This window comes from Aquimarina brevivitae (genome assembly GCF_004216895.1).
Lineage (GTDB): Bacteria > Bacteroidota > Bacteroidia > Flavobacteriales > Flavobacteriaceae > Aquimarina > Aquimarina brevivitae.
Genome location: NZ_SGXE01000008.1, coordinates 22,327 through 45,637 on the forward strand (window position 1 = coordinate 22,327; position 23,311 = coordinate 45,637).

18 protein-coding genes and 1 other RNA gene are annotated in these 23,311 nt (G+C 35.5%); 11 read left to right on the top strand and 8 right to left on the bottom strand.

Features of this window, described 5'->3' with window-relative positions:
• The first annotated feature begins 97 nt into the window (after positions 1-97).
• The 4 genes from EV197_RS16595 to rny all read left to right on the top strand — a co-directional run bounded on the left by EV197_RS16595 (position 98) and on the right by rny (position 2,467).
• Positions 98-388 (top strand): hypothetical protein, encoded by a 291-nt coding sequence (locus EV197_RS16595; RefSeq protein WP_130287930.1) that lies wholly within the window; start codon positions 98-100, stop codon positions 386-388.
• 9 nt (positions 389-397) lie between these two features.
• The gene (locus EV197_RS16600) at positions 398-688 is read left to right on the top strand and encodes a cell division protein ZapA (RefSeq protein ID WP_130287931.1); all 291 of its coding nucleotides are present in this window, start codon (positions 398-400) and stop codon (positions 686-688) included.
• Between the two features lie 54 nt (positions 689-742).
• A non-coding RNA gene (gene ssrS / locus EV197_RS16605) (6S RNA) lies at positions 743-851 on the top strand.
• Between the two features lie 50 nt (positions 852-901).
• On the top strand, positions 902-2,467 hold the full coding sequence (gene rny, locus EV197_RS16610; RefSeq protein ID WP_130287932.1) for a ribonuclease Y: 1,566 nt from the start codon (positions 902-904) through the stop codon (positions 2,465-2,467).
• A gap of 75 nt (positions 2,468-2,542) precedes the next feature.
• Here rny and EV197_RS16615 read toward each other — a convergent pair whose 3' ends face one another.
• The 3 genes from EV197_RS16615 to EV197_RS16625 all read right to left on the bottom strand — a co-directional run bounded on the left by EV197_RS16615 (position 2,543) and on the right by EV197_RS16625 (position 6,129).
• Positions 2,543-2,884 (bottom strand): hypothetical protein, encoded by a 342-nt coding sequence (locus EV197_RS16615; RefSeq protein WP_130287933.1) that lies wholly within the window; start codon positions 2,882-2,884, stop codon positions 2,543-2,545.
• 107 nt (positions 2,885-2,991) lie between these two features.
• A complete protein-coding gene (locus EV197_RS16620; RefSeq protein ID WP_130287934.1) occupies positions 2,992-3,375 on the bottom strand; it encodes a hypothetical protein in 384 nt (127 codons plus the stop codon).
• 198 nt (positions 3,376-3,573) lie between these two features.
• The gene (locus EV197_RS16625; protein ID WP_130287935.1) at positions 3,574-6,129 is read right to left on the bottom strand and encodes an ATP-dependent Clp protease ATP-binding subunit; all 2,556 of its coding nucleotides are present in this window, start codon (positions 6,127-6,129) and stop codon (positions 3,574-3,576) included.
• Between the two features lie 360 nt (positions 6,130-6,489).
• Here EV197_RS16625 and gyrA point away from each other — a divergent pair, with 360 nt between their 5' ends.
• Both gyrA and EV197_RS16635 read left to right on the top strand, forming a co-directional pair.
• Entirely contained in the window at positions 6,490-9,024 is a 2,535-nt protein-coding gene (gyrA, locus tag EV197_RS16630) for a DNA gyrase subunit A (RefSeq protein WP_130287936.1), read from the top strand.
• A gap of 25 nt (positions 9,025-9,049) precedes the next feature.
• Positions 9,050-10,324: a tetratricopeptide repeat protein gene (locus EV197_RS16635; protein ID WP_130287937.1), complete on the top strand. Its 1,275-nt coding sequence runs from the start codon at positions 9,050-9,052 to the stop codon at positions 10,322-10,324.
• Between the two features lie 132 nt (positions 10,325-10,456).
• On the opposite strand, the gene EV197_RS16640 is transcribed toward EV197_RS16635, so the two are convergent.
• The 3 genes from EV197_RS16640 to EV197_RS16650 form a co-directional block, all read right to left on the bottom strand.
• Positions 10,457-10,864, bottom strand: coding sequence for a glyoxalase (locus tag EV197_RS16640; RefSeq protein ID WP_130287938.1), 408 nt, complete (start codon positions 10,862-10,864; stop codon positions 10,457-10,459).
• Positions 10,865-11,031: 167 nt separating this feature from the next.
• Positions 11,032-14,097: a WD40/YVTN/BNR-like repeat-containing protein gene (locus EV197_RS16645; RefSeq protein WP_130287939.1), complete on the bottom strand. Its 3,066-nt coding sequence runs from the start codon at positions 14,095-14,097 to the stop codon at positions 11,032-11,034.
• A 65-nt stretch (positions 14,098-14,162) separates the two neighbouring features.
• Entirely contained in the window at positions 14,163-14,900 is a 738-nt protein-coding gene (locus EV197_RS16650; protein ID WP_130287940.1) for an outer membrane lipoprotein-sorting protein, read from the bottom strand.
• Positions 14,901-15,405: 505 nt separating this feature from the next.
• On the opposite strand from EV197_RS16650, the gene EV197_RS16655 reads away from it, so the two are divergent.
• Entirely contained in the window at positions 15,406-15,729 is a 324-nt protein-coding gene (locus EV197_RS16655) for a hypothetical protein (protein ID WP_130287941.1), read from the top strand.
• Between the two features lie 68 nt (positions 15,730-15,797).
• Positions 15,798-16,907 carry a DEAD/DEAH box helicase gene (locus EV197_RS16660; RefSeq protein WP_130287942.1) on the top strand — a complete coding sequence of 370 codons (1,110 nt, stop codon included), beginning with the start codon at positions 15,798-15,800 and terminating at the stop codon, positions 16,905-16,907.
• A 4-nt stretch (positions 16,908-16,911) separates the two neighbouring features.
• Here EV197_RS16660 and EV197_RS16665 read toward each other — a convergent pair whose 3' ends face one another.
• Together EV197_RS16665 and EV197_RS16670 are read right to left on the bottom strand one after the other, a co-directional pair.
• Positions 16,912-17,286, bottom strand: a complete 375-nt coding sequence (locus tag EV197_RS16665) for a response regulator (protein ID WP_130287943.1) — start codon at positions 17,284-17,286, stop codon at positions 16,912-16,914.
• Positions 17,283-19,484, bottom strand: coding sequence for an ATP-binding protein (locus EV197_RS16670; protein ID WP_130287944.1), 2,202 nt, complete (start codon positions 19,482-19,484; stop codon positions 17,283-17,285). Before EV197_RS16670 ends, EV197_RS16665 begins: the two co-directional genes overlap by 4 nt.
• A 323-nt stretch (positions 19,485-19,807) precedes the next feature.
• On the opposite strand from EV197_RS16670, the gene EV197_RS16675 reads away from it, so the two are divergent.
• The 3 genes from EV197_RS16675 (at position 19,808) to EV197_RS16685 (ending at position 23,185) form a co-directional block, all read left to right on the top strand.
• Positions 19,808-20,332: a Crp/Fnr family transcriptional regulator gene (locus EV197_RS16675; RefSeq protein ID WP_207224228.1), complete on the top strand. Its 525-nt coding sequence runs from the start codon at positions 19,808-19,810 to the stop codon at positions 20,330-20,332.
• A 211-nt stretch (positions 20,333-20,543) separates the two neighbouring features.
• The gene (locus EV197_RS16680) at positions 20,544-22,358 is read left to right on the top strand and encodes an acyl-CoA dehydrogenase family protein (RefSeq protein ID WP_130287946.1); all 1,815 of its coding nucleotides are present in this window, start codon (positions 20,544-20,546) and stop codon (positions 22,356-22,358) included.
• Between the two features lie 50 nt (positions 22,359-22,408).
• Complete coding sequence (locus EV197_RS16685) at positions 22,409-23,185, top strand: SDR family NAD(P)-dependent oxidoreductase (RefSeq protein ID WP_130287947.1); 777 nt, start codon at positions 22,409-22,411, stop codon at positions 23,183-23,185.
• Positions 23,186-23,311 lie beyond the last annotated feature (126 nt).

The following is a 23,311-nucleotide window of genomic DNA, read 5'->3' on the forward strand; positions in this document are numbered from 1 at the left end:
TGCTAATATAAAGGTTTCTTAAAATTAGTTTAAAAACTATTGGGTTTTTTGATATGGTATATTAACTTTGTGTAACTAAGCATTGCTATAGATTATAATGAGTGACTTAATTGAAATCGTTGATTCTCTAGAAAATAGAATTAGTAAGTTGCTTCATCAGTTTAATAAATTGAAACAACAAAATACTGTTTTAGAAGAAAAGATCAAGGAATTAGAGGATACCTCTAAATTACAGATAGATCAAATAAGACAGTGGGAAGAGAAATTTAGCGCACTCAAAAATGCTAATGCAATGTTAGGCAGTGACGAATATAAGAGAGAAACAAAGCTCAAAATAAACGCTTTAATAAGAGAGATTGATACGTGTATCACACAGTTGTCAGAGTAATATATTTTTATGGCAGATAAGCTTAAGATTAAATTGTCTATTGCGGATAGAGTGTATCCCTTAACGATACATCCAAATCAAGAAGAAGGATTAAGAAAAGCCGCCAAAAAAATAGAGGCAATGATTAAGCAGTTTGAGCAGAGTTATGCAGTGAGAGATAAGCAAGATGTATTGGCTATGTGCGCATTACAGTTTGCCGCACAAGTCGAACAAAAAACTATAGATAAAAATGATGATATGATTAATGCTTCAACACGTTTACAAGCATTAGAAGCGTTATTAAAAGATCATATGTCATAAAGTTCATTAAAATACGTAAGGTTACTGCCTGCACTAGTTGTTATTTTTTGATAAACTCAACAAGAATTACTTTAAAAAGGGTGAGTTTAAGTTGTAAAAGCGCGCCGTCTTAGAACGGATTCTTGACCAGCTTGTTAGCCCTAAACCTGTTTATACAGAGTTTATACAAAACCCAATACTAGTGCAGGCTTTTTTTATATATAAACAAAAATTATGAATGATATATTGTTTCTAGTAATTGCCCTGGTAGGAGGGATCATCTTAGGTTTTATTATTGCAAAAGTAATAGAAAAGAATAAAGCCTCGGAGTTAATTAAAAATGCTAAAAAAGAAGTAGAAGGCATTATTAAAGAAGCCAAAAGCGAAGGAGAGTCAATTAAAAAGGACAAAATTCTACAAGCCAAAGAGAAGTTTATAGAATTAAAATCAGAACACGAAAAGGTAATACTCTCCAGAGATAAAAAAATTGCAGAGGCAGAAAAAAGAACACGTGATAAAGAATCTCAGGTTTCTAATGAATTAGCAAAGTCTAAAAAATTAAACGTTGAGTTAGAAAATAAGCTTAAAGAAGTAGACCATAAGCAGGAGTTTTTAGAAAAGAAACAGACTGAGCTTAAAAAACTACACAAAAGACAAGTACAACAACTAGAAGTAATTTCTGGATTGTCCGCGGATGAGGCTAAAGAGCAATTGATGGAGTCGCTTAAAGAACAAGCCAAGTCAGATTCTATGAGTTTAATACAAGAAACAATAGAAGAAGCTAAACTTACGGCTAAGCAAGAAGCAAAAAAGGTCTTGATTAATACTATTCAGCGTATTGGAACCGAAGAAGCCATAGAAAACTGTGTCTCTGTTTTTAATATTGAAAGTGATGATGTTAAAGGTAGAATCATTGGTAGAGAAGGCAGGAACATTAGAGCTATTGAATCGGCAACTGGTGTAGAAATTATTGTTGATGATACCCCAGAGGCTATTATTTTATCGTGTTTTGACTCTGTGCGCCGAGAGGTTGCCAGACTTTCATTACATAAATTAGTGACGGATGGAAGAATTCACCCAGCACGAATTGAAGAGGTAGTTAAAAAGACACGTAAGCAGATTGATGAGGAAATTATTGAAGTAGGTAAGCGTACAGTAATTGATCTTGGTATCCACGGATTACACCCTGAACTTATAAAGACTATTGGAAGGATGAAATATCGTTCCTCTTACGGTCAGAATTTATTACAGCACTCCAGAGAGGTTGCTAAACTTTGCGGAGTTATGGCAGCTGAATTAGGGTTAAATGCTAAGCTAGCTAAGCGAGCAGGTTTATTGCATGATATTGGTAAAGTACCAGATACCGAAACAGAAGTGCCACACGCTATACTGGGAATGCAATGGGCAGAAAAATATGGTGAAAAACCTGAGGTTTGTAATGCGATTGGAGCACACCACGATGAGGTAGAGATGACGTCTTTAATTTCACCTATTATTCAGGTTTGTGATGCGATTAGTGGAGCTAGACCAGGGGCAAGACGTCAGGTATTGGATTCCTATATACAACGATTAAAGGATTTAGAAGAAATTGCATTCGGATTTCCGGGAGTTAAAAAGGCTTATGCGATACAGGCTGGTAGAGAATTGCGTGTGATTGTAGAAAGTGAAAAAGTTAATGATGAGCGCGCAGCTGGACTTTCGTTTGAGATATCACAAAAGATTCAAACGGATATGACATATCCAGGACAGGTAAAAATAACGGTAATTCGAGAAACAAGAGCAGTGAATATCGCAAAGTAGAGTTAAAGCGGGAAAAAACCGTTTAAGCGAGTGTTTGCATACTTTGTGTATGGAAAGTCTAAGTCAGAGATATCCTTATTTCTGGCTTATTTTTTTGCTAAAACTTTTGATAATCTCATCCTTCCAAGAAAGAGCCTCTTCGAGTTCTTCAAAATCTTGAAAATCCTTATCAAAGAATACTTTTTCGACTTTAGTTTGTTGCTTTTGTATTGGATTTTTAGAAACCACCGCAAATCCAGCTAGGTTAGGTATTTTTGATGTTTCCCGATAAACAGAGGGGTTTACAGCGTAAGAATTTATTCTGTGAGTGATATATACAAAAGGAGTGTTGTTTCTAAAGTGAAATTCTGCAATTTCTGTTAGGATAGCATTATGTTCTGGCGACACCGTAACTCCTTCGTTCATAACAGTAATCATACAATCTTTATAGATTTCAGTTGTACAAAAAGGTAAATTGTATTTTTTTATAGGTTTTAAGCTCATTTTTGATGTAATCAAAAGGGGTTAATTATGTTCAAAAATAATTAGGTGTTGTTTTTTTTCTTTGCGACAAGTTTGTTTTTCCAAGCAATTGCTTTATCTAATGTATCGAAATAAGCTAGCTTTCCTTTATAAAAAGTCTGTTCTAATTTCACTTGCCGTTTTTGAGTGCTTTGCTGAGAAACTACCGCTACACCTAATAAACTTTCTATTCTAGCAGTTTCCATATACACTGTAGGGTCTACAGAGTACGAATTCACTCTATTTGCAATATAAACAAAGGGTTTGTTGTTAAAAAATTCTTTTGCAAATTCAAATAAAATGGTATTATCCTCTAAAGTAATATGATACCCTTCCTCTATGGTGTTTAAAATATAATCCTCATGTACTTCAACTTGGGTAAAACCTAGATCAAAAAATTCAGCCATATTACATCTTACTTACTAATTGATCGTGCAACAAATGCACAGCAATATTTCTTAGCGCAATTATTTTAAAACAATGTAAACACTAATACCAATTTATAGGTTTATTGAAGACTTTCTAATATACGACATTATTCACAAAAAAGGAATAAAAAAAGCCCCGAAAACCAATTCGGGGCTAAGTTATTTAATTTATAAATGTTAAGATTCAGCGGATTTTTCAGCTTTCTTAATCTCAATGGTTAATTCGTTATCCTCTTTGTTTAGATCCATAAAAATACTGTCTCCCTCATTAAGCTTAGTATTAATAATTTCCTCAGCCAAAGCATCCTCTATATATTTCTGAATCGCTCTTTTTAAAGGTCTTGCTCCGTACTGCGCATCAAATCCTTTATCAGTGATATAATCTTTAGCTTCTTTACTTAGCTTAAGTTCATATCCAAGGTCTTTGATTCTATCATATAATTTATCCAGTTCGATATCAATGATTTGGTGCATATGCTCTCTATCCAACGGATTGAATACGATTACATCATCGACGCGATTTAAGAATTCAGGGGCGAATGCTTTCTTCAATGCGTTTTCAATAACCCCTTTTGCATAATCTTCAGCCTGAGCTTTTTTAGAAGAGGTACCGAAACCAACACCTTGTCCAAAGTCTTTTAATTTACGGGCTCCAATATTTGAAGTCATGATAATCACCGTATTTCGGAAATCTATTTTTCTTCCCAAACTGTCGGTGATGTACCCATCATCTAACACTTGAAGCATCATATTGAATACATCTGGATGTGCTTTTTCGATTTCATCTAAAAGTACTACAGAGTACGGCTTACGTCGAACTTTTTCGGTTAATTGACCGCCTTCTTCGTAACCCACATAACCTGGGGGTGCACCTATTAAGCGTGACACGGCGAATTTTTCCATATATTCACTCATGTCAATTCTTATCAATGTATCTTCACTATCAAATAATTCCTTGGCTAAAACTTTAGCTAGTTGTGTTTTACCAACCCCTGTTTGACCCAAGAATATAAACGAACCAATAGGTTTATTTGGATCTTTGAGACCAGCTCTATTACGTTGAATCGCTTTAACAACTTTAGCTACCGCTTCATCTTGACCAATCACTTTACCTTTAATAAGGCTAGGTAATTCCGCAAGTTTATTGCTCTCAGTTTGTGCAATTCTATTAACGGGGATACCAGTCATCATGGATACTACATCAGCTACATTTTCTTCATCAACGGTTTCTTTATGTAACTTCGATTCTTTTTCCCATTGCTCCTGAGCTACATTGAGTTCTTTTTCGAGATTCTTTTCGTCATCTCTAAGTTTTGCTGCTTCTTCGTATTTCTGTTTTTTAACAACACTATTTTTGAGTTCTCTTACTTCTTCCAGTTTCTTTTCGAGATCAAGAATTTTTTTAGGAACATCAATATTAGTGATATGTACTCTCGATCCAGCTTCATCTAAAGCGTCTATAGCTTTGTCTGGTAAGAAACGATCCGTCATATAGCGGTTCGTCAGCTTTACACAGGCTTTTATTGCTTCATCGGTATAAGATACGTTGTGATGATCTTCATACTTTTCTTTGATGTTGTTAAGAATTTCAATAGTTTCTTCAATGTTAGTAGGTTCTACCATCACTTTTTGAAAACGTCGTTCTAAAGCACCATCTTTTTCTATATACTGTCGGTATTCATCAAGTGTTGTTGCACCGATACATTGAATTTCCCCTCTGGCTAAAGCTGGTTTAAACATATTGGAAGCATCAAGACTTCCGGTTGCTCCACCGGCTCCGACAATGGTATGAATCTCATCGATAAAAAGAATAATATCTTCATTCTTTTCTAATTCGTTCATTACTGCCTTCATTCGCTCTTCAAACTGTCCTCTGTATTTAGTACCAGCCACTAAGCTTGCTAAATCTAAAGTAACAACTCTTTTATCAAAAAGTATTCGAGACACTTTCCGTTTAACGATTCTCAGGGCTAACCCTTCTGCAATAGCGGATTTACCTACTCCTGGCTCACCGATAAGTAATGGGTTGTTCTTCTTTCTTCGACTTAGTATTTGAGATACTCGTTCAATTTCTTTGGCTCTTCCTACTACGGGATCTAATTTACCTTCTTCTGCCATAGCAGTTAAATCTCTACCAAAATTATCTAATACTGGTGTTTTAGATTTTTTGTTAGATTTTGCAGCACCTCCTGAGGAGCTGAAAGGATTCTCTTTAGACGAATCAGAACTCATATCATCATCATCAGAAAAAGATTCAGCTTTTGGGGTGTCTAGATATTCTTCTTCGTTGGCTATCATATATTTAAACTGGTCTTTTACGTTATCATAATCCACTTTTAAACGATTTAAAAGTTTCGTGGTGGGGTCATTCTCATTTCTTAATATGCACAACAATAAATGTGCTGTATTAATAGAAGAACTTTGAAAAAGCTTTGCTTCTAAAAAAGTGGTCTTCAGTGCTCGCTCTGCTTGTCTGGTAAGATGCAGATTCTTTTTTTCATTTGGAGAAGTAGTTAAGTTCGAATTTGCGGGACTTAATATTTCTACTTTTCTCCTTAAATTATTTAAATCAATATCTAATGCGTCAAGGATGTTAATGGCCTTACCGCTTCCGTCTCTCAATAATCCAAGCATCAGATGCTCAGTCCCAATAAAGTCGTGGCCCAATCGAAGGGCTTCCTCTTTACTGTAGGCGATTACATCTTTTACTCTTGGCGAAAAATTATCATCCATATATATTCTTTTTCTTTTTCTTTCTATCTAAAATACTAAATTTTTAAGAGTAGTAAGGCAAAAACCGTACCTTTTAACCATCTTTAAACATATGTATAGCATATTCTGCTGTATTGGCAGTTTACTTTATCCTTTCCCCTGGCAGTAAGCTTTTAAAAAGTATAGATTGTGAATTTGTAGTAAATAGACAAAAAAAAGATTAATAATCAAAATTCTGTAAAAATGACTTATTAACGGTGCTAAAACGAGATTTTGTTAATAAATTCCGTATATTACAGATTAAAAAAATTGTTAAGGACCTCCTAAAATGCTTATTTTAGCGCGTTCAATAAATCGGTTTTTTAAAAAATTAAATTGTTTATGGCTGAAGGAGAGAAGCTAATACCAATAAACATAGAAGATGAAATGAAATCTGCCTACATCGATTATTCGATGTCGGTGATTGTATCTCGTGCGCTTCCTGATGTTAGGGACGGTCTTAAACCCGTGCATAGAAGAGTTTTATTCGGAATGCATGAACTTGGTGTTAGAGCGAATAGTGCTCATAAAAAGTCTGCTAGAATAGTAGGAGAAGTCCTAGGTAAGTATCACCCTCACGGAGATACCTCTGTTTATGATACAATGGTTAGGATGGCTCAAGAATGGAGTCTACGCTATATGTTAGTAGATGGTCAAGGAAACTTTGGCTCTATTGATGGTGATAGTCCTGCAGCGATGCGTTATACGGAAGCACGTATGCGTAAGATCTCTGAGGATATGATGGCGGATATTGATAAAGATACCGTTGATCATACGCTTAATTTTGATGATACACTTCAAGAACCTACTGTATTGCCAACTAGGGTTCCAGGACTATTAGTTAATGGAGCTTCGGGTATTGCTGTAGGTATGGCGACCAATATGCCGCCTCATAACTTGTCAGAAGTTATTGATGGAACGGTTGCCTATATTGATAATCACGATATTGAAATTGATGAGTTGATAGAACATATCAAAGCTCCTGATTTTCCTACTGGTGGAATCATTTATGGCTACGATGGAGTTCGAGAGGCATTCAAAACAGGAAGAGGTAGAATAGTAATGCGTGCAAAAGCCACTTTTGAAGAAGTGAATGGTCGCGAATGTATTATTGTTACTGAAATTCCTTATCAGGTAAATAAAGCAGAAATGATTAAGAAAACTGCTGACCTGGTAAATGATAAAAAAATTGAAGGAATTTCTACCATCAGAGATGAATCGGATAGAAACGGTATGCGTGTAGTATACGTACTTAAAAAAGATGCAATTCCTAATATTGTTCTTAATTTATTGTATAAATATACCGCCTTACAATCTTCTTTTAGTGTCAATAATATAGCACTGGTTAAAGGAAGACCACAATTACTTAATCTAAAAGAAATGATCCACCATTTTGTGGAGCATAGACATGAGGTAGTTGTGCGAAGAACTAAGTATGAGTTAAAAAAGGCAGAAGAAAGAGCTCATATTTTAGAAGGATTGATTATTGCCTCTGACAATATAGACGAGGTTATTGCGCTGATCCGTGCTTCTGCAAATGCAGAAGAGGCTCGCGAAAAGTTAATGGAGCGTTTTAAGCTTACCGAAATTCAAGCTAAGGCTATTGTAGAAATGCGTCTACGACAGCTAACCGGTCTGGAGCAGGATAAGCTAAGAGCAGAGTATGAGGATTTGATGAAGACCATTGAAGATCTTAAGGATATTTTGGCTAAGAAAGAGCGCCGAATGGAAATTATAAAAGAAGAGTTGCTTGAGATCAAAGATAAGTATGGTGATGAACGTCGCTCAACTATTGAATATGCAGGAGGTGACTTAAGTATTGAGGATATGATCCCAGATGAAAAGGTAGTGATTACTATTTCTCATGCAGGTTATGTCAAAAGAACACCACTTAATGAATATAAAAAGCAAAATAGGGGTGGGGTAGGTCAAAAGGCAAGTACCACAAGGAATGAAGATTTCTTAGAGCACTTGTTTGTTGGTACTAATCACCAATATATGATTTTCTTTACCCAAAAGGGAAGATGTTTCTGGATGCGCGTTTATGAAATACCTGAGGGAAGTAAAGCTTCTAAAGGACGTGCTATTCAAAACCTGATCAATATTGAAAATGACGATAAGGTAAAGGCATTTATTTGTACTCAGGATCTAAAAGATGAGGAGTATATCAATTCTCACTATGTCATTATGGCAACTAAAAAGGGTCAGGTTAAAAAGACTTCTTTAGAACAGTATTCAAGGCCAAGAACTAATGGTATTAATGCTATTACTATTAAGGATGGTGATGAACTGCTTGAAGCTAAGTTAACTGATGGAAAAAGTCAGGTGATGTTAGCTGTGAAATCAGGTAAAGCTATACGATTTGAGGAAGAGAAAACAAGGCCTATGGGTAGAAATGCATCGGGTGTTAGAGGTATTCGATTAGCTGATGATAATGATGAGGTAATTGGTATGGTTTCAGTAAATGATTTTGAAAGTAATATCTTAGTGGTCTCTGAAAACGGATATGGAAAGCGCTCTAGCCTAGAGGATTATAGAATCACTAATCGTGGAGGAAAGGGAGTTAAAACTATTTCCGTTACCAATAAAACAGGTGGTTTGGTAGCTATTAAAAATGTTACTGATGCAGATGATCTCATGATTATTAATAAATCTGGAATTGCAATTCGTATGGCAGTGGAAGATTTAAGAGTAATGGGTCGTGCCACACAAGGAGTAAGGCTTATTAATCTAAAAGGTAAAGATGCTATTGCGGCGGTCGCTAAGGTGATGCAGGACGAGGACGAAATAAGCGATGAAGATGAATTAACAAATGAGGCCAATTCTTCAGGTGAAGGGGAGGCTGGCACAATAATTGATAATGAAAGCGAAGATTAAACTAAATTCTATAAACATTCAAATAATGAAGACTAAATTTATCGTAGTACTTTTTCTTGCAATCGGTGCTACAGGATTTTCTCAAAAAAGGGCACTTAGATCTGCCTCTAAAGCGCTAAGATCGGGGGAGCTTGATACAGCTATTGAAGCGCTTAATGCTGCTGAAGCTCAGCTAGCACAAGCAGATGAAAAAGAAAAATCAGAATATTATTTTTTGAAAGGTCAGGCATATGCTGCTTCTGCAGGTACTTCTGTGGAGAAGTTAGAAAAAGCTGCTGAAGCATTTTTAAAAGTTGCTGAGGTAGAGGAGAAATTTGATATTTCTAAAAATAGCAAAGATGCGCAAGCACAGTTGCTTAAGCTTCGTCAGTCCTTGATAGAACAGGCAATTGCTGATCAAAATGCTTCTAATTACAAAGCAGCTTCTGACAAATTGTATCTGGGTTACAAAACCAACAAAAAAGATACGGTTTATCTATACTACGCAGCAGGTAATGCAGTTAATGGCAGAGAATATGACACTGCGTTAGATTATTATAATACGCTGTTAGATTTAGGTTATAATGGATCTACAGAGCAATATGTTGCAACTAACAAAGAAACAGGAGAAGTTGATGTGTTTGATAGCAAACAAGCTAGAGATTTAACAGTAAAAGCTGGTACACACATTAAACCTGAAATGAGAGTTACTGCTTCTAAAACAGGAGAGATAGCTAAGAATGTAGCGCTAATTTACATCAATCAAGGAAAAGATGAGTTAGCCATGAAAGCTATGGAGAAAGCTAAAGAAGAGAACCCTGAGGATTCTTCTTTGATGCAAGCAGAAGCGGATATGTATTATAAGCTTGGTAATATAGCTAAGTACAAGGAGATTATGGAGCAAATTGTTGCCAATGATCCTGAAAATGCTGATTTATTATATAATTTAGGTGTTAGTTCTTCCAAGTTAGGTGATAATGAGCAGGCTATTGCATATTATGAAAAAGCATTAGAGATCAGACCTGATTATACATCGGCTCAAGTGAATATAGCCTCATTAATTCTTAGTGAAGAAGCAGCACTTGTAGAAGAAATGAATAGCTTAGGTACATCAAGTGCAGACTATAAGAGATATGATGAGCTTAATGAAAAAAGACAAGGGATTTATAAGAGAGCAATTCCTTATCTAGAAGGTGCGCTTAATAATAAACCTGATAATGTTGAAGTAGTTCGTACACTGATGAATATTTTTTATCAGTTAGATGACCCTAGAGCTGAAGCAATGAAGAATAAGCTTAAATCCTTAGAAGGGGGAAACTAATAGACAAAAACTAGGTTTTATGGCGGAAAAAATGTTTTTCCGACTTTTTTCTGACTATTAAATATGATTTAATAAAAGCCCTGCTAAATGAATTTAGCAGGGCTTTTTCTATAAGGAATAATAGGTAAATCCCTATACGGATATCTTTCTTTCCAACAGTTGGATATTGCTTTGTAATCTTTCCTTTACAATATTCATCATTCGCTTATTGAGCGCAGATGAATTTTGAATATAGATTAAATACTCCTCTACGGTAAATTGACCTATGATCATACCTTTTAAACTGTTTCTAAACTTCATATCCTTTTGAATGGCATTTTCAATATAGGATAATTTTTTTTCTACAGTGAGATCATAAAATGTGTTTTTTCTTTTCGCTATATAATTTCTAAATACTTCGATAAGTAAGTCGTTTTGAAGTTTCACTATAGGTCGAATGGTTTCGTTCTGAAACTTTTCGTCGGCAGTCATGTTATCGTGTACTTTAGCACTTAAGATTTCTGGTCGTAAGGCCAGTAAGTTTGTTTCCCTGTTTTCCATAATAAAAGAACGTTTACTAAAAATACGTAATAGATGAACGTATGTTTTGTTATTGATCACTTTCTTGTCAACTAGTTATGAACAAGTACGATCATCTTCGTTATGTCTAAAAATACAAAAGCCTCCTAAATCAGGAGGCTTCACAAGTATTAAGTAATTGATAAACTTTATTTTAAAAAGGCTGCCTTATCCTTGTAAGTAACTGCAGGCTTCTCATTTTTTGCTAAATACTTCTCTAGTTTGTCCACTTCTTTTTCTTGTATAGTTTTGAACGTGACTAAAGCCTTATCAAGCTGCGCTTCTAATATAGCTTTGTTCTCTAATTGTCCGGCAGATGGGGTTTCAAATTGATTAGCAACCTCCGCATACAGTTCAGATAACTTTTCTCTTAATTCAGGCTCAGCTTCATTTACATAGTTGTCTCCAGTAGTGACAACTAATGTCTTTTTAAGGTCATTGAGTTTTGAAACTACAGCACTGGTAATTTTTTCAGCTTTAGGATCATTTTTTTTAAGCTCTTCAGCAGTTTTGATGATTTCATCTATACGATACACTAAATATGCTAACTCTTCCATGTCATCAAAAAGTGCTTTAGCAATTTTCTGTTGCTGAGCTCGCTCGGATTCAGTAACGATGGAATTAGGATCGTTTTTGATTTCAATTGTAGTTTCATACCTGTTTTTTCCTTTGGAAAGTACAGCTTTATAGCTGCCTGCAGGAGCTCTTGGAGCTGTAAACCCTCCAAAAGTCAGTGTTTTACCTGCTGCTACCTTCGGTCCTTTAGTTCTAAAATTCCAGTCTACAATATTAATACCTTTAGATTTACCGGGTGTTAAGGATACAATTTCATTACCTGCCATATCTTCTATGGATAAGGTCATTTTACCGAAGGTGTGTCTCTTTTTAAGGTAGTAAATAATTTGAGCAGATGAACTAGGATTAGCTCCCACAAATTGAAGTTCAGTGCTTCCTCCGCCAAAACCACCTTCCTCGGTTACTACATAAGGTTTAGTGTCAAAAAAATGCACATCCTTATTTAACGTGGCCTGATTTATTTGCCTCAAAGGAGAGATATCATCAATAATAATGACGCCTCTACCGTGGGTACCTAGTACAAGATCATTGGTTTTCTTCTGCAAATCGATAAAATGTACTGCTGTTGCTGGCATGTTGTTGGTAAATCTAGACCAATTTTTACCACCATCAATAGTAATAAATAGTCCAAACTCAGTACCTAGATATAGGATATCTTCATTTTCATAATCCTCTTGAATATTTCTGGCAAAACCGATAATATCATCAGTAACTAATGATTTCCAGCTTTGACCATAATCGGTTGTTTTATAAACATAGGGATTCATGTCATTATTATTATGACCATCAAAAACCGCATATGCGGTTCCTTCATTATGCACACTAGCTTCTATGTGATAAACCCAGGTGTTTTTTGGTAGGTTCGGAACGTTTTCTACAACATTCGTCCAGTTCTTACCACCATCGGTAGTTATTTGTACATTACCGTCATCAGTACCTACCCATATTGTTTTTTCATCTAGTGGTGATTCTGCAATGGTAAAGATGGTTGTATGCGTTTCAGCCCCGGATTTATCCTTAGAAATACCACCAGACTCTTTATCCTGCTTTGCAGGATCATTGGTAGTTAAATCAGGAGAAATAATTTTCCAGTTATCACCTTGGTCTTCACTGACGTGCAGAAATTGACTACCTATATATAATCTGTCAGGTTGATGCTCACTTATAGCAATAGGGGCGTTCCAGTTAAATCTTAAATCTGCCTTTCCTTTGACCTTAAGTGGTTTCACATTCTTGGTTTGGTTCTTTGCGATATCATAGCGCCATAGGTTTTGCGCTCCTTGCATTTCAGAATAAATAATCTGCTTAGTAGGGTGCCTCAACACTCTAAAACCATCACCGACTCCAACTCTGGTCCAATCACGCGCTTCTATACCACCCGGAGAAGAGGAGGGGCCATACCAGGATCCATTATCTTGTAAACCTCCATATACATTGTATGGTTCTTCATTATCTACGCTAATATGGTAAAATTGAGATAATGGTAAATTGTCTACCATATCTAAGGTAGCACCACCATCCCAACTTCGATACACGCCTCCATCAGTGCCGACATACATGCGATCTGAATTGTTGATATCAAAAATAATGTCGTGAATATCGGAGTGCATAGCTCCAAGATTCTTGAAGGTTTTACCTCCATCTCTAGAAATTGAACCATTTAAGCCTCCTTTGACTAAAATATCTGGATTCTTAGGATCTACTACAATTCTTGAGAAATAAAATGGTCTTACTACCAGTCCAAAATCTCCATTAAGTAACTTCCAGCTTTTACCGTAATCTTCAGATTTGTATAATCCTTTATCTTTTTTGCTTTCGACAACGGCGTAAACAATTTTTGGGTCCGAAGGGGCGACAGCAACTGCAATTCTTCCTAGATTCCCTTCTGGAAATCCGTTGTGTATTTTATTCCAGGTTTTCCCTCCATCCGTAGTTTTATATAGTGCACTGTTAGGTCCTCCTGAATTGAAACCCCAAGCGGTTCTTCTAAATTCCCACATAGAAGCATAAAGTACATCTGGATTTTGAGGATCCATTACCAAATCACCAGCACCGGTAGTTTGATCGATATATAATATTTTTTCCCAATTCTTACCTCCATCAGTGGTTTTGTAAATACCGCGTTCTTCACTATCACCCCATAAAGCACCTAATACGCCAACATAAATTTCATTAGAGTTAGAGGGATTGATTGTAATACTACTGATACGCTCTGATTTGTCAAAGCCAACTTTCTTCCAATTGGCTCCGCCATCTTTAGTGACGTAAAGGCCATCTCCAACGGAAACGCTATTGCGAGTCCAGATTTCACCAGTTCCAACCCATATGGTGTTATCAGGATCATTAGGATCAACAGTAATCGCACCAATGGATTGGGCGTGTTCATCAAATATCGGTGCAAAAGTGGCTCCTCCATCGGTAGATTTCCAGACACCACCACCTGCAGCTCCAGCATATAAAATTCGACTGTTGGTAGGGTGATTTGCTAAGTCAATGATCCTTCCACTCATCAGCGCAGGCCCAATATGACGGGCTTCTAGGTTGCCAAAAAGCTCTTTGCCTTTAAGAACAACTTCTTGCGCTTTAATGCTAACTGTGGCGCATAACAATGCTCCGGCAATTATATATTTTTGTATCATAATTACTGAATTTGAGTAAAAAAAATCCCCAAGACGAGTGTTTGGGGATTTGAAGTATTATTAAATTATTTTCCTTCTGGAAATACGAAAAGTGATTCTTCAATCTCAGGGTTTAAAACAAACTCTTTAAATTCCATACTTTGAAATTGATTGCTTTGTGAAAACGGAAAGTAAAGACCATCTACCTCTTGATAATCACTAACGATCATTTTAACCGTTTGACCTTTCATTGGTCCGTCTTGTACCTCTTCTTCAATAACAATCGGAACAAAGTTTTCAGTGTCAAAATAATAATGAGAAATATTAGGGATTTCTTGCCCATCTTTGACAACAGGGTCTTTTACTACTTTTATTTTAAAAGCTTCTGTTCCATCAACGGTTTCTTTACCGACTAGTTCTACCGTAAATCCTTTGTCTTTATAGTTAAGAAAAGGTGACGGCCATTCTTTAGCCAAGTTTTTCATATTCTGATTCGCTTCGCTATCATTTTTTTCAGGCTCCATGGTCATTTGATTTCTAGTCCACGAGGTTTCACCATCGTATGCTGACCACGTCATTTTTTGACCTTGCAAATCAATTTTTGTAGCTTGTTTACCGTCTTTTAGCATTACTTGTTCAAAAGGAATTTCCATTCCTTGCATTTTCATGACGCCAACCATTTTTACACCTTCCAGGTTTTTCCATTTTTCAATACCGCCAGTATTTTCAAAATAATTGGTTAGGATTTCATCTACATCTTGCGCATTGGCAGGAGCAATAATAGCTAATACTAAAGCTACGATCAGTGTTTTTAGAGTATTCATTATTAAGTTAATTTGATGTTTCTATAAAGTTAGTCATTGGAATGCAAATTTTGTTACAGATTGAGTAAAATTTATTTTTCTACAAATAGAGTATTCCGCTTTTGAGGAATAACAAGTACTACTGTCGATTTTGAGAGCGTTGAATGCTATTTATAATAGTAAGGATTTGGTTTTAGTTGTTCATGGTGGCTGATTTTTAAAAGGTTGTAGGTGGTTAAAATAATAATTTACTGTTTTGGAGTCAACGTAGTGTGTTAAAATTTCGATCTTATTTGGTAGTTGATCTAATTTTTGTGTATTTTAGCGATGAATTTAAATAACTAAAGGGTTTAATTGTAAGAATTATAGGTTTTGTTTTTAAATTTTAAAATATAGCTAACTAAATAACACTTTGCAGAATATGACAAAATTAGCATCTATTTCATTGATAATGTTATCTTTATGTTTTACAACAAAAGTTTTTAGCCAACAAAGTAAAGGTGAAATCGAAGTTAAAAGTGTTATTTTGTCGAATTTTGAAGCTATTCATCCTGAACATCATACACAAGATGCCCTAGTTACTGAAGTTAGTGAACATCATACACAAGATGCCCTAGTTACTGAAGTTAGTGAACATCATCACTGTGATGACCATAACCACGCTAATATGGTTGCAGGAGCAGATACTAATACTATCATAGCATCAGCTATTAAGGACTTCTTATCTTCGGATGAAGGTGCTGATTTTAATTGTTCGGGTGGTTTCTGTATGAACGAAAATCATTACCATAAAAAAGGACTTACCGCAAAGAGACAGTACTTCTTCTACTTTCTTAAGATTGCTTGCTAAACTCATGGGTTATTGTTTTAACGCCTTAGGTAAATAATGTACTTTTGTGCCTAAATTCGATAATATTTATGAGTTTTCTAGATTTAGGTGTTTCTACGGATGTAGTTAAGGGGTTAAAGGAATTAGGAATAGTTTCGCCTACAAAGATTCAAGAACAAGCTATTCCGGTACTGTTAAACAATGATTTAGATTTTATTGGTCAAGCACAGACAGGTACAGGTAAAACTGCTGCCTTTGGTGTTCCATTACTATCTAAAGTTGATCCTAAAAATACTAAAGTCCAGGCTTTGGTCTTGGCTCCAACAAGAGAACTAGGACAACAAATTGCTAAGCAACTTTTTAAATTTACAAAATACACTGATAAAATTTTTACCGAGGCCGTTTATGGAGGCGAAAAAATTGATATACAGATTAAGCGATTACAACGACCTACACATATCATTGTAGCCACTCCAGGAAGATTAGTAGACCTTATGGCTAAAAAAGTAATTGATTTGGCTAAGGTTGAAACTGTGGTTTTAGACGAAGCCGACGAAATGCTTAGCATGGGATTCAAAGCTGATCTAGAAAAAATATTAGCAACTACAGGGAGGTCTAAAAACGTATGGTTGTTTTCTGCTACTATGCCTGCAACATTAGACGATATTGTAAAAAAATACCTGAAACCAGATGCAATTCGAATTACTGTAGATCAACAAGATGCTGTAAATAAGTCTATAGAGCATCAATATGTGGTTCTTGATTCATCAGCTAAGTTAGATACCTTAACCTATTTTTTAAAAACCAAAAAGCAGCAAAGAGGAATTGTTTTTACTAGAACAAAAGCTGCTGCCAGGGAGTTATATCAGCAACTTTGGTCTATGAACTATAAGGTTGGTTTACTAGAAGGAGAGATGACGCAAAAGGATAGAGATAAAACGCTACGAGGTTTTAAAAATAAGTCCTTACAATTATTAGTATCTACCGATGTAGCGGCAAGAGGTATCGATGTGGCGAACTTAGGTTTTGTAGTGCATTATGAATTACCGGATCAAACCGATTATTATACGCATAGGAGTGGAAGGACCGGAAGAGCTGGAAATAAAGGTTTGTCAGTTGCTTTTGTAACTAGAAAAGAGGTTGCTGTACTTAAAAATCTGGAAAGAGAGTTGCACATCAGATTTTCGCAAATACGATAAGGAGTTAAACAAGTTTTGTCCTTATATTTTCGATAGTGCGGATTAATCTATCGAAGTTTACTGGTTTTGAAAAGTAATCGTCAAATCCTAGGTTTAAAAAACGTTGTTCATCGCCAGGCATAGCATAAGCAGTTACGGCAAAAATAGGAATATTTTGAAGCAAATCCATTTTCTTAAAACGTTGCAATAATTCGCAGCCATCCATTTGATTTAATCCAAGATTGATATCTACCAAAATAAGATCTAAAGGTTTTTCATTTGCAATTTTTAATGCTTTTAAAGGTGTTTCTGCTATAGCTACATCAGTACCAATCCCCGTTAGCATTTTTTCCATGACGATTGCATTAATTCTATTGTCTTCCACGTAGAGTATATTCATAAGCTTTTGGGTATTATTATTTTAAAGTCAGTCCCCTTACCCGATTTGCTTTTGGCATTGATATTTCCTCCAAGAACTTCTATATAGCGCTTAGCCAAGCTGAGACCAATTCCCGTGCCCTCATATTTTCTGCTAAGACCAATACTTTCCTGAACAAAAGGTTCAAAAATCGCATTAAGATTTTCTTGTTTTATTCCTATACCAGTGTCTCTTATTGTAATATAGACATTATTTTCATCGGATTCAACTTTAATTTCAATTTTACCATCATTTGTATATTTTATAGCATTATGTATGATATGACTTATGGATATTTTAAGGAATTCTTGATCTGTTTTTAAGCTCGGTGAGTTTGTGTCAAGCATTAATTCATACGATAAGTTTTTTGAAAAAGCTTCTTTTTTGTATTTGTTAAAACATTTGGAAACTAGATAATTAACATCAATAGTGTAGAGCGCAACATGGTGTTCTATTGATTCTAAGTCTCTAAGATTAGAAAGATTATCCAAGGTATGTAATAATCGATCTTCACTTTCAGAAAGTAGGTTTAATAATTTCTTGCGTTCTTCAACATCCTCTTCTTTTAGTAACAACTTAGTAATGGTCATTATACCATTCAGAGGTGTCCGTATTTCATGACTAAAATTAGATAAGATATTGGTTTTTAATTTACCTAATTCTTGTTCTTTGAGATGAGCTTCTTTTATAGCTAATTCGGCAATTTTTGTTTCGGTAACATCTAAAAAACTAGCCAAAACGGATGACACTTTACCCTCTTCATCTTCTATTGGAGTATATTTACTTTCTAACCATTGTGTTGTGCCATTTAAAGTGATACGTTCAAATTCTTTTCGAACACTTTTTCCTTCTAAAGCGGTTTCAAAATCTTTAGTAAAAGTGTCCTTGAAATTTAATGGCATGACATCAATAAATTTAGACTTCTTAGCAATAGGATCTACATCATAATTTTTCTTAATGATCTTTATGGATAAATCATCTGCCATCAATATTTCGCCTTTGGTATTCAATAAAAGGATGTAGGCAAAGCCATTGTTTATCATGGCTTGCAGATTTTTTTTGCTTTCTTTTAATAGTTTTTTATTTTTTGTTTTTTCATCAACATCTATAAGGTTTCCTATTAATCGTTTGGGATTTTGATATTTATCATACGTGATGTAGCCGTATACCTCGTAGTATCTATAGTCTTCTTCACCTAGATGATTTAATCTATAATGATTAAAGTAATAGGGGTTTTGACTTCGCAAATTGCTTTGATGTCTTTGTAGTGCTTCATCGACATCTTCAGGATGGATGAGTTTTCTGAATTCCTCTTCGGGTATAAAATCTTTATCTAAGGGAAGACCAATCATTTTCTTTAAATCTTCACTATAAAAAACAATATTTTTGGGCAAATGATGGTCAAATAATCCAGACTTGATTCCTTTTAATGCTAAGTTTTTGGTTTCTTCATTGTATTTTAATTCTTCAATATAGTTATATCGATCTGTGATATCAGCCATCGTACCGTTGACAAAGACAACCTCATCTTGATACATAATTGGCTTTGCTTTTACTTTTACCCATTTCTCTGATCCTTTGGCAGTACTTATTTTTTCCACAAAGGTGTATGATTGATTATTTTTTGTAATACACTCAAAATAATTTTCAATTCGTGTTCTTGAGTTCTCTGGGAAAAAACTTAAGCTTAAATTTTTGGTCATAGGCGTATTCGGGTCCAATTCATGGATACGATAACATCCTTCGGACCAATACATCCGTTCATTTAGTGGATTGTAATTCCAGGCACCTGTTTTGGTAAGTTTGGAGATCACCTCTAAGGCTCGATGCTCTTTGTTTTCTGTAGTGATATCGATTCCCGTAGCATAGATCAAATCATTTTTCAAAATAAACTCTAGTTTTAAGGTGATAATACCTTCTGGAGTTATTGGAAAACCAAAAGTTTCATATAGTATTGGGTTATCTTCACTGATGGTATTAATTACTTTTTGGAAGCGGCTCTTATCTTCGTCAATAACATATTTATAAATCTTATCGTACTTTTCTATAGCTTGTGAGGATTTTAAAATAATATTGCATTTCGAATTACAATTGACGATTTCCCCCTCTTTGTTTAAGATCACAAGAAACAGTTGCGTGCGTTCGGTAAGTACACTGATTTGATCGATAGTAAAAGCCATAGAATCAGGATTATCCTTACAATTTACAAAATCCAAGCTAAATTTGTAATGCTTAAAGGAGGTATTACCAAGTAACGACAGCTCTATTTAACTAATTTAAGGGTAAGATGATTTTTGTCACAACCAGATCTATCAATGCAATTCTTTACTTAGAAAAGAATCCTTATAGCCTGTTATGACGTAATTATTACGTTATGTGATAAACCCTGTAATACTTGCCAGGTACTAAAATATTTCGTTTTTTAGCTGTTATCGTTACAATTGTTGATTTGAGAGATTTACAAGATAAAATAAGGTCCTTTGTGAAGGTAAGTGAGGCTGATATGCAATTTGCTTTACAATTTTATAAACGCAAGGACATTAAAAAGGGTACTTTCTTATTGCAACCTGGCCAGTATATTGATCAATTTTATTTTGTAAAAGAAGGTTGTGTGAGTTACTACACTGAAGACGATGGTATACCACAGGTCATTGAATTTTTTACCGAGGGCTATTTCTTTACAGATTTATATGCCTATATACAAGAGGTTCCTTCTAATACTTACTTAGAGGCAATGGAAGATACAGTCATCTATGCAGTATCAAAGACTGACGTGGAACAAATATTTGATCATTCGCATCAATTAGAACGATTTGGAAGATTGTCCATGCAAAAGGCGTTTATTAATAATGTACAACGCATCCATCAAATTAAAAATTTATCGAATCAAGAGCGGTATATACAATTGCAAGAAAAACGTCCTTCTTTATTTCAGCGTGTTCCTCAATATCTTATAGCCTCCTATTTAGGATTAACACCAGTAGGGCTTTCTAAAATTAGGCGAAGATTAAGCAAACATTATGATTAGTAGGAGTTATAATATGTAATCTTATAATTCATTCCTCACGTTTTAAGGTTTTGATAACTATCATTTTCAACTGTTTACGGCTATAGTTCATAGCCATTTAATAGCTAATTTATTTCTGATATTGGATTTATTAAACTAGTTTAATAAAGAATTAATAAATAATTCCGAAATTTATTGAATAATCAATAATAGAAATTAAAATCTTCAAGCCATGGCAAAAGAATATATAGATATAGCGACCTTAAAATACTTATTATATGATGTACATCAATTAAAGGATGTATTGAAACAGGATCGCTTTTCTGATCACGATGAAGCATCTTTAAACATGTTTTTGGACTCCGTAAAAGAGTTTTCTGACCGGGAACTATTCCCGTATTTTAAAGAAATGGATGAAAAACCTGCACATTATAAAGATGGAGGTGTAGAAGTACATAAACAGGTAGAAGTAATGATGAAGAAAGGTGGAGAAATGGGATTAATTTCTGGTACTTTTGATTATGAAGCTGGTGGGTTGCAAATGCCTATGATGATGCTTACGGCATCTGCTTTTATACAGGACGCTGCTAATAATCACTTGCCTGGATATGCCGGCTTGACATTAGGAGCAGCCGAATTAATCATCAATTTCGCCAGTAAAGAGCTAAATGATACCTATGTTCCTAAAATGCTTGCAGGCGAATGGGGTGGAACCATGTGTCTTACAGAACCGCAAGCAGGTAGTTCTTTATCCGACGTAGCTACCAAGGCCATTCCACAAGACGATGGTTCTTATCAAATAAAGGGACAGAAAATTTTTATCTCTGGGGGTGACCATCAATATGCAGAAAACTTTGTTCATCTGGTCCTAGCACGTATTGAAGGGGCACCTGCCGGTACTAAAGGAATCTCATTGTTTGTAGTGCCTAAAAAACGACCCGATGAAAACGGCAATTTAATCAGTAACAACGTTACTACGGTCGCGGATTTTCAAAAAATGGGTCAACGAGGTTATTGTACTACTCATCTTGATTTTGGTGATAATGATGATTGTAAAGGATTCCTGGTAGGTAAACCACATCAAGGATTAAAATATATGTTCTTAATGATGAATGGCGCTAGGATTGCCGTGGGTAGAGGAGCTGCAGCTATTGCAACTGCTGCATATCACGCATCATTGGAGTATGCTAAAGAACGACCTCAGGGACGTAAATTAGCAAGTACCGGTAAAAAAGACCCTGAGCAAGGGCAGACGTTCATCATAAATCATCCGGATGTACGACGCATGCTATTATTGCAAAAAGTAGTTTCAGAGGGATCACTGAGTTTGGTATTACTAGCCTCTAAGTATTATGATCTCAAAGAAACCCTTACAGACAAAGAAGAAAAGAAGAAATATGAATTGTTATTAGAGTTGATCATTCCTATGGTAAAAACCTATCCATCAGAGATGGGAGCGCAAGCGGTTTCGAATGGTTTACAAGTACTAGGCGGATATGGTTTCTGTTCGGATTTTATACTGCAACAATATTATCGAGACATCCGTATTTTTCCAATATATGAAGGAACCACCGGAATTCAATCTCAGGATTTGTTAGGTCGAAAACTGTTGTTAGAGGATGGTAAAGCATTGCAATTATTATCAGAAGAAATGACCCAAACGATCAAAAACGCTTCAAAATATGATGAGTTGCAAAAGTATGCGGTTAAATTAGGCGAAAAACTAAAAGAGGTTTCGGGTACTATTCAGCATCTTGTTTCCTTTGCTAAGAAAGGGGATTACGAGCGCTACTTATCAGATGCCACACCTTTTATGGAATATATGAGTATTGTTACCTTAGCCTGGGTATGGTTAGACATGGCAGCGCACGCCAAGTATGCTTTGCTTACCGGAGATAAAAATTACTCCGACGAATTCTACGAAAGTAAGATTCACGCTATGCGATTCTTCTTTAAGTACGAACTACCAAAAACAGATGGTCTCGCTTCTATTTTAAAGGACGAAGAAGTGCTTACCATAGCGGACGAGAAAGAAGTCTTTATTTAATCAAGTATTATTAATAATCTAATAGTAAAAATTAATCACGATATCATCGAATGAACAAGATTAAAGAATCATTTAATTTAGAAGGAAAAGTAGCCATAATAACAGGCTCTAGTAAGGGAATAGGTAAATCCATAGCGCAGGGACTGGCAGAACACGGTGCCACCGTAGTGATCAGTAGTAGAAGTCAAGATGCTGTAGACGAAGTAGTAAAAGAGTTTAAAGACGCAGGATTAAAGGCTGTTGGTATAGCTTGCCATATTGGAGATGGGGAGCAACGAAAAGAATTGGTGCAAAAAACAGTAGCACAATGTGGCGGTATTGATATTTTGGTAAATAATGCAGCTATTAACCCGGTTTTTGGACCCTTGGAGGATGCAGATGAAGCTATTTTTGACAAAATAATGGATGTCAACGTTAAAGCGCCTTGGATTTTATCCAATCTTATACTGCCAGAGATGAAAAAACGTGGTGGCGGAAGTATTATAAACATCGCCTCAGTCGAGGCCTTACATCCAGGAGCAGGATTGGGGTTATACAGTACTAGTAAAGCAGCCTTATTGATGCTGACAAAAAATCAAGCCAAAGAATGGGGGCAATATGGAGTCCGTGCTAATGTACTTTGCCCCGGCTTGATCAAAACAAAGTTCAGTGCAGCACTGTGGCAAAATGAAAAATTACTAACTAAAATTGAAAAAACCTTGCCATCAGCCCGTATGGGTATGCCAAACGAAATGGCAGGTGTGGTTTGCTTACTGGCCTCAGATGCTGGAGCATATATGACCGGCGGTGTGTATAATGCAGATGGCGGTTATATGATAGCTGGTTAACTGCACTTAGGGCGTTCGAGCGGGCTATTCGTTACAATTCCTCGTCCAAATAAAATTTGGACTGCGGGATTTTCACTGCTATCCCTAACGCATAATTAGATGTATAACATCGCGTAATCCAAATAT

Bases quoted from the DNA above. Each gene is read 5' to 3' on its own strand.
- EV197_RS16595 (WP_130287930.1), top strand. From the start codon at position 98: ATGAGTGACTTAATTGAAATCGTTGATTCTCTAGAAAATAGAATTAGT.
- EV197_RS16600 (WP_130287931.1), top strand. From the start codon at position 398: ATGGCAGATAAGCTTAAGATTAAATTGTCTATTGCGGATAGAGTGTAT.
- rny (WP_130287932.1), top strand. From the start codon at position 902: ATGAATGATATATTGTTTCTAGTAATTGCCCTGGTAGGAGGGATCATC.
- EV197_RS16615 (WP_130287933.1), bottom strand. From the start codon at position 2,884: ATGATTACTGTTATGAACGAAGGAGTTACGGTGTCGCCAGAACATAAT.
- EV197_RS16620 (WP_130287934.1), bottom strand. From the start codon at position 3,375: ATGGCTGAATTTTTTGATCTAGGTTTTACCCAAGTTGAAGTACATGAG.
- EV197_RS16625 (WP_130287935.1), bottom strand. From the start codon at position 6,129: ATGGATGATAATTTTTCGCCAAGAGTAAAAGATGTAATCGCCTACAGT.
- gyrA (WP_130287936.1), top strand. From the start codon at position 6,490: ATGGCTGAAGGAGAGAAGCTAATACCAATAAACATAGAAGATGAAATG.
- EV197_RS16635 (WP_130287937.1), top strand. From the start codon at position 9,050: ATGAAGACTAAATTTATCGTAGTACTTTTTCTTGCAATCGGTGCTACA.
- EV197_RS16640 (WP_130287938.1), bottom strand. From the start codon at position 10,864: ATGGAAAACAGGGAAACAAACTTACTGGCCTTACGACCAGAAATCTTA.
- EV197_RS16645 (WP_130287939.1), bottom strand. From the start codon at position 14,097: ATGATACAAAAATATATAATTGCCGGAGCATTGTTATGCGCCACAGTT.
- EV197_RS16650 (WP_130287940.1), bottom strand. From the start codon at position 14,900: ATGAATACTCTAAAAACACTGATCGTAGCTTTAGTATTAGCTATTATT.
- EV197_RS16660 (WP_130287942.1), top strand. From the start codon at position 15,798: ATGAGTTTTCTAGATTTAGGTGTTTCTACGGATGTAGTTAAGGGGTTA.
- EV197_RS16665 (WP_130287943.1), bottom strand. From the start codon at position 17,286: ATGAATATACTCTACGTGGAAGACAATAGAATTAATGCAATCGTCATG.
- EV197_RS16670 (WP_130287944.1), bottom strand. From the start codon at position 19,484: ATGGCTTTTACTATCGATCAAATCAGTGTACTTACCGAACGCACGCAA.
- EV197_RS16675 (WP_207224228.1), top strand. From the start codon at position 19,808: ATGCAATTTGCTTTACAATTTTATAAACGCAAGGACATTAAAAAGGGT.
- EV197_RS16680 (WP_130287946.1), top strand. From the start codon at position 20,544: ATGGCAAAAGAATATATAGATATAGCGACCTTAAAATACTTATTATAT.
- EV197_RS16685 (WP_130287947.1), top strand. From the start codon at position 22,409: ATGAACAAGATTAAAGAATCATTTAATTTAGAAGGAAAAGTAGCCATA.